The sequence below is a fragment of the Flavobacterium hibisci genome, from assembly GCF_020026925.1.
In the GTDB taxonomy this organism is placed as follows: Bacteria; Bacteroidota; Bacteroidia; order Flavobacteriales; family Flavobacteriaceae; genus Flavobacterium; species Flavobacterium hibisci.
This window is the reverse complement of sequence record NZ_JAIQDW010000017.1, coordinates 69,660-84,535: the sequence shown is the minus strand read 5'-3', so window position 1 is coordinate 84,535 and position 14,876 is coordinate 69,660. Positions and strand designations below refer to the sequence as shown.

Below are 14,876 nucleotides of genomic sequence, written 5' to 3'. Positions count from 1 at the left end.
AGAAAAATAGAACTAGATAAGTTTTCCATTTACATCTCAAAAAAATCACATTTCGTAATCTACATTTCACATTTTACAAATTACTTCTAACATAATAATGATATGGATTTAGGATTAAAAGGTAAAATTGTAGTAGTTTCCGGTTCTGCCGGAAAAGAAGGAAGTATTGGAGAAACCATGATCAAAAGGCTGGCAGATGAAGGAGCTATTCCTGCATTGGTAGACAGAAACAGCAGAGGTTTTGGTTATGCAGAAGAACTTCAAAAAAGAGGAATTGATGCATTATTTGTTCAGACTGATGTAACGAGTCCTGAAGAGATGGAAAACGCCGTTAAAAAAATCGTTGAAAAATATGGCAGAATTGATGCTGTAATTAACAACGTAGGTGTAAATGACGGTGCCGGATTAGATTCAAGTTACGAGGAATTTATGGATTCATTAAAATTGAATGTAGTAAGTTACTTCCTGCTGGTGAAATTTGCACTTCCATACCTAAAAGAATCAAAAGGAAATGTTTTAAATATTGGTTCAAAAGTAGCTCTTACCGGACAAGGCGGAACTTCGGGTTACGCTGCTGCAAAAGGCGGTGTTCTTGGACTGACAAGAGAATGGGCGGTAGATTTGATACAGTATGGAATCCGTTCGAATGCGATTATCATTGCAGAAAGTTATACTCCGGCTTATGAAGACTGGATCAAAACATTGGCAGATGGTGAAACGGTTTTGAAAAAAATCAATAAAAGTATTCCGTTTGAAAACAGAATGACCAAAACAGAAGAGATTGCAGATACAGCTTTGTTTATCATTTCCGAGCGTTCTTCTCATACTACAGGACAATTTGTTTTTGTTGATGGTGGTTATGTACACTTAGACCGTGCTTTAATCAGTGATGTAAATTAATTGGTATGAACCGAATTGACTCCCATCAGCATTTTTGGATATTTGATCCGGTTAGGGATAGCTGGATTGATGATTCTATGCAAAAGATTCAAAGGGATTTTTTACCGGAAGATTTATGGCCGTTGCTTTCCCAAAATCAATTTTCAGGCTGTGTGGCTGTTCAGGCAAGTCAGTCTGAAGAAGAAACCGATTTTTTATTGGATCTCGCTTCAAAAAATGATTTTATAAAAGGAATTGTGGGCTGGGTTGATTTGAGAAGTGAAAACATTTCAGACCGATTAAGACACTTTTCGAAATATTCAACACTGAAAGGCTTCAGGCATGTTGTGCAGGGAGAACCGGATGATTTCATGTTTGGGGCGGCATTCCGTAAAGGGATTTCGACTTTGAAGGAATTCAACTTCACTTATGATATCCTGATTTTTCATCGTCAGTTACCGGCTGCAATTGATTTGGTAAAATCATTTCCTGAACAAAAGTTTGTCATTGATCATATTGCAAAACCGGATATAAAATCAGGTGATATCGCATCATGGAAAAAAGGAATGGAAGAAATTTCAAAATTCGAAAATGTATGGTGTAAAATCTCCGGAATGGTTACCGAAGCCGATTGGAATAATTGGAAACCTTCCGATTTGAAACCGTATCTGGATGTAGTTTTTGAAAACTTTTCTGCAGATAAATTGATGTTTGGTTCTGACTGGCCGGTTTGTAACGTAGCTTCGGATTATAAGGAATTGGTAAAAACTTTAGAAGATTATCTGGTAGCTTTCTCAGTTGAAGATCAGAATAAATTTTGGTTTGAAAATGCCAAATCATTCTATAAAGTGAATGATTAGAAAGCATAAATATTTGAATATAAAAAAAGCGTGAATTTAATATTTCACGCTTTTTTTATGCTTTTATTTTTTTAAGACATCAGTTTCAGGAGTCCATTTTTTCTGCCATTCGGGATACTTCTTCAACACTTTTTCAGGATTGTAGGTATACCACGCATAACCGGTTCGGCGTTCACGGCTTACTTCTGCCAATGAATATAAATACACACTGTCCCTGTCACAAAACAAAGGTCTTCCGGTACCTAATTCGTAATAGCGTGTCCAGATTGGTGGTGCTGTAGGATCATTTACCACACGTCGGTCATCTTTAATTTTTTTGAATTTTGAATCCATCTCCGGTGCTTCAAAAGTTTCTACTCTGGTATTGTATATTTTAGAATCCTCAAACCACTTAACAGCACTTTGTACGGCTCTGATAACCTGTTCACTCGGATTTTCAATTTTCATTAAAAACAAGACAATATCAACACTTTCTGCATTACTGATACTTGGCGGTTCAAATTTTCTGGCCCATACCGGAAGTAAAGTTATCTCGTCATGTTGCTGACACCAGGCACTAAGTTTTCCATGATCAGAAATTTGTGTTTTTAAGATACAGTCAATTCCGTTTTGGTAAGCAGTGTTCACTTTGCTTTTAGTAGCGGGATCCATAAAATCAAATTCAGGACTGTTACTCACTATTTTATCAAGCAAATTCATGATTCCCATATAAGCACCGTCATTAAAAGTGATGTGGCGGCTGTATCCTTTTTCCAGAGGATAATATTGAGGCCATCCACCGTTAGGATATTGTGCTTCCAAAATAAAATCAATACCTTTCAGACAGGCCGTTTTGTATTTTTCTATTTTAGTCAGCGTATAAACCTGCGCCAGATAATAGACATGGGTATAAGTAGTGCCGTTGTCAAAAGTAGTGTGCAAAACCGATCTTGAACCTACGACATCTTTTATCTGTTCAGGCGTTAAAATTGCTCGCATGTCGTAATTTTTCGGCCACCCTCCGTTATCACGCTGGAAATAGATGATGTTATCCGCTATTTTAGTATATTCGGTTTCTTCATATCTTGGCTGATTCGGAATCGGATTTACGATATTGCTTTTATCGGCAATACCATACCAGTGATTCATACTGTCGCTAAATGGTTTTGTGCTTATAACAACTTTATTATTCTTGTCGGACTGTGCGATTGAATAAAGGGACGAAAAAGAGATTGCGATAGCAAACAGCAAGTTCTTGTTTCTGGATAATTTTTGCAGGATTTTCATAGCAAATATTTAAGTTGGCTTCTGTAGTATTTTTTGCTTAGACACAACAGAAGCCGAATGGTTTAATCAACTATAGTTTCACCGCTGATTTTGCAACAGTTTCTCCAATCACCGTTTGTTTGGCAAAATCTGAATTGGCTGAAGGAACAAATTCTACGTTCTGAGTATCTTCTCCATTTATAGTAATGGCTTTAGGTGAAGTAGAATTGAATTCAATATCCTTAAAAGACATGTTTTTACCGTTGTAAATATCAATTACATTTGGTTTTTCAATATCCAGTTTTGCATTGTGAATTTTGATTCCGTTAGCATCGACAATAGTGAATCCATTTTCTGCTTTTGCAATCAGATTGGAGATTTCAATATTTTCCAGGTTCATTTCAGGAAGTCCTTGTAAAAATACAGCTTGTTGTGCCCCTTTGATCGTTATGTTTTTTATCGAAATGTTTTTGAACTGAGGCGTTTTTTCATCTACAGGCATTTTTTGATTGACAATTTTTGCACCACCTTCTTCCAAAGTTTCAGCAATGGATTTTCCTCCATAATAAAGATTGAATGAAATCGCCTGAGACGGAATATCAGTCATGAAAATGTCAGAAATAAAAATATTTTCTACAACACCACCGCGTCCACGGTTACTTTTAAAACGCAGCCCAACATCAGTACCCATAAAAGTACAATTCGAAACGTGCATGTTTTTTACTCCTCCGGACATTTCACTTCCAACCGTAACGCCGCCATGACCATGATATACAATATTGTTTTTTATGATGATGTTTTCACACGGAACTCCTCTGTCACGACCGTCTTTATCCTTTCCGGATTTAATACAGATTGCATCATCGCCCACGTCAAAACTTGAATTTTCAACAATAACATTTTTACAGGATTCTACGTCAAGACCATCTCCATTTTGTGAAAACCAAGGATTACGAACCGTTATGTTTCTAACAATTAAATCTTCAATCATTAATGGATGAATATTCCATGCCGGAGAATTTTGAAATACAGGTCCGTCAAACAATACTCTTTTACTGTTTTGGATGCTAACCAATACAGGACGAAGAAAATCATGGATAGCTTCAAATTCTTCTTTTGTTTTTAAATCCAGACGCACATTCTGATCTGCTCCAACTGAAGCTTTCATAAAGGTCTCAGATGGATACCAGCTGGTTTTGCTTTCGTTCAGAACTCCGCCTGATTCCACAAATTTCTTCCATTGGCTTTCAGTTAATTTACTTTTTTTAACCTGTCTCCACACTTCGCCAGACCCATCCCATACACCGTTTCCTGTAAAGGCAACATCTTCAAGGTTTTTTCCGTAAAGCGGAGAAATACAACGCCAGGTGTTTAAGCCTTCAAAACTGGTTTCGATAATTGGATATAAACTTTTATCAGGAGAAAATTTGATCAATGCTCCGGTTTGTGCATGCAATTCGATTTTGCTTTTTAGAATGATTGGACCTGTTAACCAGATTCCCGGAGGGATGATTAATTTCCCGCCGCCCTTTTTTGAAAGTGCACTGATAGCATCTTCGAAAGCTTTTGTATTTAAAACATATCCTCCGTTTACAGCGCCAAAGTCTTTAAGATTTACAATGTTCTTTGGAATTTTCGGTTCATTGACTTTTGCCATTTTAAATTCAATGTTGTCATAAGTACCATTGGATTTTGACTTTTGGGCTACCGCTTTTCCTGCACAGCTAATGGTCAGAACAGCCAATAGCATACGGAAAAATTGTGTTGGATTAGTTTTCATTCTTATTGAATTAGTTAAAGTTTAGATTTTCGATATCAAAATAATATGATATGTTTATCTTGATAATACTTTTTTTACAAATTGCAAAATAAGTTTCATAAAAAAACGAAAATACAATAATGTAATCGATTGCACAAATTTATAAAAAATATTAACAATATATTTAATTTAATAATATTGTAGCGTATTCTTAATATTGAATTGCAGTTGTTATTTTTATTAGGATACTGTACCAATTTCGATCTATACAGGAGTGTGCAGGACACTTATATTTTTATGTTCTGTTAAATTGTACCCATCATTCGGTAAAAGTGTAAAAATCACATTTATTTGCAGGTCTTATATTGTTAAGAAATATAAACTTTCGAAGATTCACCTTAAAAAAGAAAAAAATGCGTTTAAAGATCTATACAAAAGTTCTAATTCTGTTTTTAATAACAATTTGTACATTCTCATTAAATGCTGCGGAAATTTGGGTTTCTCCACAAGGAAAAGATACTAATCCCGGAACAAAAGAAAGTCCTTTGGAAACCGTTCATATGGCTTTGAGAAAAGCCAGAGAACTACGTCGTTTAAAAGATCACTCCATCAAAGACGGAATCCGCATTATTGTAATGAACGGAACTTACTATTTGAACGAACCTTTATTCGTAAGACCAGAAGATTCCGGAACAGCTGATAGTCCAACCACTATTGAAGCGGACGCCAACGCAAAACCAATTTTAAGCGGAGGAATCGAAATCAAAAACTGGAAAAAATCAACACTTGCGATAAATGGTTTAAAAGCTGGAACAATCTGGGAAGCCGATGCGCCTCAGCAGGCAGGTGAAATTTTAAATTATCGTCAGTTGTGGGTGAATGGCAAAAAAGCCGTGAGAGCCAAAAGCACTGCAGGAACCAAAATGGAGCGTATTCTTTCTTGGGACGCGACAACCGAAACCTGCTGGATTCCCTTCAAAGACAAATCGGTTAAGTTTGAACCGGGAATGGAAATGTACATTGTGCAATGGTGGGCAATCGCGAATCTCCGAATCAAAAATATCGAAATCAAAAAAGACAGCGCAAGACTTTCTTTCGAACAGCCGGAAAGCCGTATTCAAAGCGAGCATCCTTGGCCAGCGCCTTGGATTTCTAAAAATAATGGAAATTCGGCTTTCTATCTAAACAATGGAATTTCAATGCTGAACGAACCTGGCGAATGGTTTTTGGACAGAAAAAAGGGCAAAATCTATTACATTCCAAGAAAAGGAGAAGAACTGAATTCGGCTAAAGTTACGGCACCGGTTTTAGAAAATTTGGTAAAAATTGAAGGTACTTTAGATAGTCCGGTACATCATTTTAACTTCAAAGGAATTTCTTTTCAATACAGCAACTGGCTTCGTCCGTCACAGCAGGGACACGTGCCATTGCAGGCGGGAATGTATTTATTGGATGCCTACAAATTAAAAACTCCGGGAACACCAAATCAGGCGAGTTTAGAAAATCAGGGATGGGTAGGAAGACCAAGAGCTGCTGTTGAGGTAAATTATGCCAATAATACACTTTTTGAATCTTGTACTTTTGAACATTTGTCTTCTACAGGTTTGGATTTACACAAAGGAACGAATCATAATATTGTTAAAGGAAATTTATTCAAGGACATTGGCGGTAACGGAATTAATCTGGGAGTTTTCTCCGAAGAATCTTTTGAAGCGCATTTGCCTTATACCGTAAAAGATGAAAGAGTAGTTTGTTCGGATGAATTGATTGCCGATAATTTAATTACCAACGTAGCCAATGAAGATTGGGGATGTCTGGGAATTGCTGCCGGTTTCATTAAAAATCTGACTATCGAGCACAACGAAATTTCGGATGTAGCTTACAGCGGTATTTCAATGGGCTGGGGCTGGACGCATACTGAAAACGTGATGCGTAACAATAAAATCCTTCGAAATAAAATTCATCATTACGCAAAACATTTACATGATGTAGCCGGAATTTATACACTTTCAGCTCAGGCAGACAGCCGAATTGAAGAAAACTACATTGATAAAGTCTATAACAGTCCTTACGCACACGACCCGTTTTTATGGCTGTATTTGTATACCGATGAAGGAAGTCAGGGCTTCACGATTAAGAACAACTGGATTCCGATTCAGAAAATCCTGAAAAACAATAATGGTCCGAAAGGAAATATCTGGCAGGATAATTACGCTTTTGTAGATCCAAAAATCAAAGAAAACGCAGGAATCCGTGCACCATACAACAATTTATTCTCTAAAGAAGTAGTGATTGAAGAAGCCTGGGGTTTACAGGAAATGCCAAAAGCTGTTGTCATCGAAGTAATTGGAAAAGATCTGGATATCGAAAAAATCAAATCGACCATAAAAGGTTTCCGAATCGTAGGTGAAGAATTGTACCAATGGGAAAATCATCTGGTAATTTACGGATTAATGAACCAGCCTGAAAGAACAAAGCGAAAACTGGCTCTGGCTTTTCCTAAATTAGAAATTAAAATCTATGAAAACCCAGTGTATGACTTTCAGAATTTCCAAAGATGCAAGGATGCTAAAGTAGCTTCCGAATGGGAAAATATTGTGCTGACTGCGAATTTGGTTGAAGACGAAAAACTACAAAAAGAATACGTGGATTACCACACAACTCAATTTGAAAAATGGCCTGAAATCGCAAAAGGTTTCTGTAACGCCGATTTTCAGCAATTGCAGGTTTTCAAAAACGGAAGACAATTAATGTTAATCGTCAGTATCCCAAAAGGAGAAAGTCTGGATAAACTGAATCCGAAAACAACTGAAAACAATCCGCGTGTCAACGATTGGAACAATTTAATGAAAAAATACCAAACCGGAATCGACGGAGCAAAACCAGACCAAACCTGGATATTTCTTAAAAAAGTAGAAACGAAATAAAAGTTAGCCACGAATTCACGAATTATTTTTTTAAAATCTTTGCGATTATTTATTCGAATTAATTCGAATAACATTAGATAAAGTATTTAAAAAAATAATTCGTGAATTCGTGGCGAAAAAAAATAACTATCAAAAACCTAAAATAAGACCAATGTTAAAAATAGCCATCTTAGGACTTGGAGAAGGACGAAGCACGATGTCGGCCGCTTTAGAAAGTTCAAAATTAGAACTTATAAAAGTGTGCGACAGAAACGAAGAAATCTGCAAACAAAGAGCAAAAGAATTCGATTTTCATTCGTATACAACAAACTATGACGATTTATTAAACGATGATGCGATTGATATCATCGCTATCTATACACCAGATCATTTGCACGCTCAACACGTAAAGCAGGCTTTGCTGGCAGGAAAGCACGTAGTGTGTACCAAACCGTTTATCGATGATCTTTCGGATGCCAAAGAACTATTGGAGTTAAGCAAAAAGACAGGAAAAAAAGTTTTCATCGGACAGAGTTCAAGATTTTTCGAACCTGCCAAAAGACAAAGAGCCGATTATGAAGCGGGATTAATAGGAGATTTAATTACGATTGAGGCTCAATATCACGCTGATCACCGATGGTTTTTGAAAAAAGAATGGTCTTTGCTACAATCTTTTAAATGGCTGTACGGCGGTTTGAGCCATCCGGTAGATTTTATCCGTTGGTACCTGCCAAACATCGAAGAAGTAATGGGTTACGGAATGATCAGCAGTAACGGAAAATCAGCTGGATTGAAAAACGAAGATACAATGCATTTTATCTTCAAAGCGACAGACGGCAGAATTGCCAGAGTGAGTGGTGTTTATACTTCGCCAACTCAGCCAGCACAGCGTGATAGCGGAATGAGTACCATTCTAAGAGCAACCGAAGGAGCAAGTCAGGCAGATTATCACGAATTGCGTTATGCGGTTACAGATAAAACCGGAGAAGAAAAAGTGATTACCTGGGGTGACAGCACTTTAAAATATTATTTCCGTTTTGAAGGTCAGAGCCATCACGGCGGGGAATATCAGAATTATTTAGAATATTTTGTAGACAGTATAGAACAGGATTTTGAAGCCTATCCAAATATGGAAGAAGGAATTGGAACTGTGGCTTTACTTCAGGCAATGGATCAGTCTTTACAAACCGGAATGCCAGTAAAAATCGCTGCTATTCTTAACCAATACGGACTATGAACAGCATCTACGATAAGTTAACGGCATTAGATTTTATCATTGTTGCTGCCTATCTGGTGATTTTATTGGTCATTGGTTATGTCGTGAGCGTGAAGCAGAGCAAGAAGAACGAAACACTTTTCATGGCGGGAAATTCCCTGAACTGGTACAATATCGGGTTCAATATGTGGGGAACCAATGTGGGACCTTCTTCTTTATTGGCTTTTGCCAGTATTGGTTACGCTACCGGAATCGTGGCCGGAAATTTCGAATGGTATGCTTTTGTTTTCCTTTTGCTTTTGGCCATCGTTTTTGCGCCAAGATACATTGCGAGTAAAGTCAGCACTATGCCCGAATATATGGGAAAACGCTATGGCGACAGTACGCAGACGATTTTGGCCTGGTATGCGATGGTGAAAATTTTGGTAAGCTGGCTGTCGTTGGGATTGTTCAGCGGAGGAATTCTGGTGCGTCAGATTTTAGGGATTCCCATGTGGCAGAGTGTGACGGTTTTAGTGATTTTCTCCGGAATTTTCACTTATGCCGGAGGATTGAAAGCCATTGCCAAAGTGAATGTTTTTCAGATGATTTTATTAATTGTCGTTTCGCTTACCTTATCGTATTTAGGGTTGCAGAAAGTGGGCGGAATCGAAGCTTTGATTGCCAAAACACCTTCTAATTTCTGGAATCTGGTACAGCCTGCAGACGATGCAAATTATCCGTGGCCTGCTATTTTATTAGGTTATCCGGTGGCGGCCGTTGCGTTTTTCTGTACCGATCAATCGATGGTGCAGAGTGTTTTGGGAGCCAAAAATTTAGAACAGGGACAATTGGGAGTCAACTTCATCGGCTGGCTGAAAGTAATGGCGTTGCCGTTGTTTATTTTACCGGGAATCCTGTGTTCGGTTTTGTTTCCTGAATTGGGTAAAAACTCCGATTTGGCTTATATGACCATGGTGACCAATTTGTTTCCAAGCGGAATGAACGGTCTGGTAATCTGTGTGATGATTGCCGTTTTGGTAGGAACAATTGGTTCGTCATTGAACGCGCTGAGTACGGTTTTTACGAATGATATTTATGTAAAGAAAATGAATCCGACTGCTTCTATCAAAGAGCAGATCAAAATAGGAAGATTGACAATTGGGGCAGGCTGTGTATTCGCGATTCTGATTGCCATTGCGATTGACAACATCAAAGGACAGAATTTATTCAACATATTTCAGGCGGTTTTAGGATTTTTGGCGCCATCATTATCGGTTGTTTTCTTATTGAGTGTTTTCTGGAAATGCACCACAAAAAAAGCCGTAAACGCTACTTTGTCCTGGGGTTCAGCCTTTAGTTTATTCGTAGGAGTTTTGTATTTATGGATTTTCCCTGCCGATAAATACCCAGTTTGGCCTCACTTTTTATTGATTTCGTTTTACATTTTTGCTGTGCTTTTAATTGCAGCAGTGCTAATTTCTTTAGTTGATAAAAATCCGGAAGTTAATTTTTCAGATGAAAGGGATATTCCTAAAACCAGTAAAAAGGTGAAACTTTTGTTTGGCTTTTTGGGATTGACGATTTTGGTTTTGTATTTGGTTTTTAATGGGAATTGAAATTTCTATAATTTTTTCAATAATAAAAAAAGTAGTTTATAAAAGTTATGAGTTAATTTAGTTGATTGAAAAAGATTTAAAAATGAAATGCATAACGAATTATTATATTGAATTAGAAGAAGAAATCGAGGTTAACTTTATTTTTGAAAAATGTGCTATTACTACTTGTTTAACTATTCCCAATCATAACCGTGAAAGTGAAAGCGGATTTGGGTTTCTTCGTTTATCTATTGAGTTTGATTTGAAGGATTATGAAGCGTTATCAGATGCATCAATCTTTGTTCGTCCTAGATACTTAAGTCTCTTAGGAATTATATCTTTCCTTTTAGAAAAGCCTTTTAATGTTTTTTGGATAGCTTCGGATTCTTGTTTATTTCCTGAAGGGATTGGTGGTCTGAAAATTTCTAATGAAAAAAAATTAAGTAAGAATAAAAAAAATTTGACAATCGAACTCACAGAATTAATTGAAGCACTTGAAAAGTCTAAAGAACATGAAAAAAGCTTGATTTTTTCATTATTAGATCGTTGGAGAAAAGCTCTATATCTTGAAAAAGATACTGATGAAAGTTTGCTCTTTAATGATGAAGCAATATTATCATATTTTCATGTTTTGGAATTACTAGGTGATGTATATGCCAATTTGTTAAAAAATAAATCAAAAAAAATCATAGAAAATTTTGTTAATGAGTTTAATAAAGAGGTGTTGTCATTCAATAGTATATCTTTGGAAAGTGAAAATATAGCGAAATCTAAATTGCTTACTGCTTTACTAGAAAAAGATATTTCAGTTAGTTCAAAAATTTTATTTTTTCTAAAAGAGTTTAATTTATATAATAATGCAACTGCATTTTGGATAAAGAATATCATAGATGAAAGAAATAACGTAGCTCATGGAAGAAGAGTTCATTATCATAAAGCTGTTTTTCCAGTTCGACCATTTTTTCCATTAAATTCAACTAGTTTATATCCTCTAAAATATTTACGAATTCTTACAGCTAAAGTGATTGCATCTCATTTAAAAATAAGTGCATTTGAAAATCGTTGGAAGAAAATTGAAAATAATTTGATTAATGATGTGAAATGTGTTAAAGATTTTTTAGAGTTGAATGAATTTCCGACAATTGAGGAAATTAATGATGAGCAAGAAAAAAATATTTATGGAGGAATAAATTTCTTTGTTCTCAATGGAAATATCAAAGCGATTGTCACAGAGAAATATTTTGAATATTATTTAGATGTTTTAAGTAAAGATGAGGATTTTTTAACATGTAATATTGATGCGATTGTTATATTATACGAGTCAACTAATAATAAGGAATTGGAACTCAAACTTGAAAAAGCAATAATTACAATCTATGAATTAGATTGCAATCCTCATATGAAATTTAGAGATATGCGATATCATCTAGATTTTAATAATTTTGATTCTCCAAAGTTGGAAAATTTAATAATACAAAAAAGAATAAGATAATTATCCAACAACTCCCGAATATCAACCTTCAAATATATAGAAATTTCATAAAGCGTTTCAATAGAAGGGTGAACTTCATTTTTACACCACCGCAAAACAGTCGATACCGTTTTACATAAATGAATTGCCTCCAGTTTTAACTGGAGAAATATGTAGTAAGAATAGAAAAGGCTTTAGCCAAAATATCTATAATTTGGCTAAAGCCTTTTGAGTTTTATATTACTTTTCATCCAGCTAAAGCTGGACGCAATTAAAAACTTACTTTTTAAATAAAAACTTTGCGTCTTAGCTCCCGATAGCTATCGGTATTGCAAGATTAAAAATTACTCAACCTTCTTTTTTCCTTCAATATTCTGCAAAAATCCCCTGCTCGTACGAACAAACAAATCAAATTTTACCAAAACCATTGAATTAATTCAATATTTTTATAAAAAACCATAAGTACCTTGTGCTGTTCAAACTAACACAAAACTTATGAAAAAAATCTACTATTTAATGCTGTCCCTTTTGGTATCGGCATCAGTTTCAGCAGCTACTTATTATGTAACACCGACCGGAAACGCTACTAATTCGGGTTCGAGTTTCACTAGCGCTATGAATTTTAAAACCGCTGTTGGCAAAGCCGTTGCCGGAGATGTTATTTTATTACAAGCCGGAACTTATACTATTGCGTATACTGCCGGTGCAAAAAACACTATTTCGTTTACAAAATCAGGAACTTCAGCAAGTCCGATCAAGGTAGAGTGTGTAAATAACGGAAGAGCCGTAATAGATTTTTCGTTTCCGGATCAGGAATGGGTACAGGATTCGTATGGTTTTAGCATTACAGGGTCTTATTGGAGTTTTAAAGGAATCGCTATTACAAGAGCAGGTTATCAGGGTGCGTATGTAACAGGTTCTAATACTACTTTTGAAAATTGTGCTTTTTACAACAATCGAAATACCGGTCTCGAAATTAACAAAGGTGGTTCAAATACCACAGTAAAAAACTGCGATGCGTACAGAAATTATGATCCTAAAAAAAAAGGGAGCATGGCTGACGGTTTTGGACCAAAACAAACTCAGGGACCCGGAAATAAATTCATCAACTGCCGTGCCTGGGAAAATTCAGATGACGGATACGATTGTTTTGACAGTACCCAAAAAGTAACTTTCGAAAACTGCTGGGCGATCAGAAACGGAGTTGATGTATGGAATTACGGAGGTTTTACCGGAAACGGAAATGGTTTTAAAGTAGGAGGAAATTCTGTTCCGGCAGACAATGTACTCACCCGATGTGTTGCGATAGGGCATCCAAAAAAAGGATTCGATCAGAACAACAATACGGGAAGCATAACAGTATACAATTGTACCGGATTCGGGAACAACATCAACTTTGGTTTTGGTAATCCGGTGCAATCAGGAAAGAAACATATTTTCAAAAATAATATTTCATTATCCGGAACAATTTCTATTTCAAACGCTACACAGCAAAACAACTCGTGGAATTTAAGTGTCACTGTAAGCACTGCAGATTTTACAAGTACCAGTACTTCACTTGCCATCGGAGCCCGACAGTCAAATGGTGATCTTCCAATTAACTTGCCTTTCAAATTAGTTCAGGGAAGCGATCTGATTGACAAAGGGACAAATGTTGGTCTTTCGTATTCCGGCAGTAATCCTGATTTAGGTTATTCCGAAAGTAATTTTACAACCGCTAAAAAAATAAATACAGATTTAGCTGAAGAAACAATAGAAGATACCAATTCAGTTTTTACATTTAATTACTATCCAAATCCGGTAAAAAACATCCTTACTATTGAATTAGAAAATGAAATAGCAAAAGAAGCCGTAATTGAATTATTTGATTTATCAGGTAAATTAATTCTGAACAAGAATATGAATGAGCAAACGCAAATTTTAGATTTAGAAAATCTTCCTGCCGGAGTTTATGTATTGACTTTCACAACTGATACAAATAAAATTAGTAAACGAATCATTAAGGATTAGGCATTTGTAAATTTTTATTACTTTCACTTTTAAAATTAAATAAGAAAAATATGTCGAACTATAAAGTGTTAATTGTACTAATTTTTTCTGTAATTGTTACTAATCATATATACTCGCAATCAGGAAAAGTTATTGTTGTACCGATTAAAAATGCTGACAATAGTGTGGACTTTACTTATACAAAAGCAGCAGCAGGCAGTTATATTGTGAATTTTAATTTCGGAAAGTTGCAAAATACAGAAGTGAGTGGTACAAAGTTTAATGCAACTGCAGATTCAGGATTGCTTTTTACGTTAAAGCCAATCAATAAAAATAAAAAAATTGATTTTTCGTACAGCTATTCTACAACACAGGGATATTTAAATCCAACTGTAAATCCGAATATTACCTACACGCTTCCTTTTAAGAAGGGCAAAGTTGTGAAAATTTATGCCATTACCCGAAAAGACATCAGTCCTGAAAGATGGAAAAGTTATCTTGTGTATTCAAAAAATCAGGACACTATTTACAGCATGAGAAAAGGGACTGTTGTTTTTATTGGAGATTTTTCGGAATCTAATTACGACGAAATAACTAAAATGGTGACGACTATACAAAGGAAGCGAGTTGTGATAGAACATGCCGATGGAACTTTTGCTAATTATTCGGGACTTAATGAAAAAGCAATTTGGGTGACGCCAGGTCAAAAAGTTGATTCGCAAACTGAACTGGGTTTGATGGACACAGGCGATAATGACTGGTTTAAATTTGTTTTCAACGTTTATTATCATGAACAATACGAAAAAAACAAAAATAATTTCAGAGGCACTGAAGTTGCTTTTAGTCCTAATTTTCTAACTCAAAAAGGAATCGGAAAATTATTAGACAAAAGAGAATATGTCGTGACTTATAATGATAGTATCAGGCTTCAGGAATAACAAAAAACACATAGTCTTCAAGAGATGACTATGTGT

Annotated in this window: 11 protein-coding genes; 8 read left to right on the top strand and 3 right to left on the bottom strand. The window is 35.7% G+C overall.

What is annotated here, in order from left to right:
* Positions 1 to 102: 102 nt before the first annotated feature.
* Positions 103 to 900 (top strand): SDR family oxidoreductase, encoded by a 798-nt coding sequence (locus K8B81_RS16175; RefSeq protein WP_223682599.1) that lies wholly within the window; start codon positions 103 to 105, stop codon positions 898 to 900.
* 5 nt (positions 901 to 905) lie between these two features.
* Positions 906 to 1,739: an amidohydrolase family protein gene (locus K8B81_RS16170; protein ID WP_223682598.1), complete on the top strand. Its 834-nt coding sequence runs from the start codon at positions 906 to 908 to the stop codon at positions 1,737 to 1,739.
* A 63-nt stretch (positions 1,740 to 1,802) separates the two neighbouring features.
* Here K8B81_RS16170 and pelA read toward each other — a convergent pair whose 3' ends face one another.
* Both pelA and K8B81_RS16160 read right to left on the bottom strand, forming a co-directional pair.
* The gene (gene pelA, locus K8B81_RS16165) at positions 1,803 to 3,005 is read right to left on the bottom strand and encodes a pectate lyase (RefSeq protein WP_223682597.1); all 1,203 of its coding nucleotides are present in this window, start codon (positions 3,003 to 3,005) and stop codon (positions 1,803 to 1,805) included.
* Between the two features lie 70 nt (positions 3,006 to 3,075).
* Entirely contained in the window at positions 3,076 to 4,764 is a 1,689-nt protein-coding gene (locus K8B81_RS16160) for a glycoside hydrolase family 28 protein (protein ID WP_223682596.1), read from the bottom strand.
* Positions 4,765 to 5,156: 392 nt separating this feature from the next.
* Between K8B81_RS16160 and K8B81_RS16155 the strand changes: the two genes are divergently transcribed.
* The 4 genes from K8B81_RS16155 (at position 5,157) to K8B81_RS16140 (ending at position 11,934) form a co-directional block, all read left to right on the top strand.
* The gene (locus K8B81_RS16155; RefSeq protein WP_223682595.1) at positions 5,157 to 7,670 is read left to right on the top strand and encodes a right-handed parallel beta-helix repeat-containing protein; all 2,514 of its coding nucleotides are present in this window, start codon (positions 5,157 to 5,159) and stop codon (positions 7,668 to 7,670) included.
* Positions 7,671 to 7,821: 151 nt separating this feature from the next.
* Positions 7,822 to 8,886: a Gfo/Idh/MocA family protein gene (locus tag K8B81_RS16150; protein ID WP_223682594.1), complete on the top strand. Its 1,065-nt coding sequence runs from the start codon at positions 7,822 to 7,824 to the stop codon at positions 8,884 to 8,886.
* Positions 8,883 to 10,463 carry a sodium:solute symporter gene (locus tag K8B81_RS16145; protein WP_223682593.1) on the top strand — a complete coding sequence of 527 codons (1,581 nt, stop codon included), beginning with the start codon at positions 8,883 to 8,885 and terminating at the stop codon, positions 10,461 to 10,463. The genes K8B81_RS16150 and K8B81_RS16145 overlap by 4 nt, the downstream gene beginning before the upstream one ends.
* A gap of 82 nt (positions 10,464 to 10,545) precedes the next feature.
* Positions 10,546 to 11,934 carry a hypothetical protein gene (locus K8B81_RS16140; RefSeq protein ID WP_223682592.1) on the top strand — a complete coding sequence of 463 codons (1,389 nt, stop codon included), beginning with the start codon at positions 10,546 to 10,548 and terminating at the stop codon, positions 11,932 to 11,934.
* Here the strand turns inward: K8B81_RS16140 and K8B81_RS16135 are convergent.
* On the bottom strand, positions 11,865 to 12,059 hold the full coding sequence (locus K8B81_RS16135) for a helix-turn-helix domain-containing protein (protein ID WP_223682614.1): 195 nt from the start codon (positions 12,057 to 12,059) through the stop codon (positions 11,865 to 11,867). The two genes, K8B81_RS16140 and K8B81_RS16135, sit on opposite strands and share 70 nt — an antisense overlap.
* Before the next feature lie 349 nt (positions 12,060 to 12,408).
* Between K8B81_RS16135 and K8B81_RS16130 the strand changes: the two genes are divergently transcribed.
* Positions 12,409 to 13,923 carry a T9SS type A sorting domain-containing protein gene (locus tag K8B81_RS16130; protein WP_223682591.1) on the top strand — a complete coding sequence of 505 codons (1,515 nt, stop codon included), beginning with the start codon at positions 12,409 to 12,411 and terminating at the stop codon, positions 13,921 to 13,923.
* A 50-nt stretch (positions 13,924 to 13,973) separates the two neighbouring features.
* A complete protein-coding gene (locus K8B81_RS16125) occupies positions 13,974 to 14,840 on the top strand; it encodes a M23 family metallopeptidase (RefSeq protein ID WP_223682590.1) in 867 nt (288 codons plus the stop codon).
* The last annotated feature ends 36 nt before the right edge of the window (positions 14,841 to 14,876 follow it).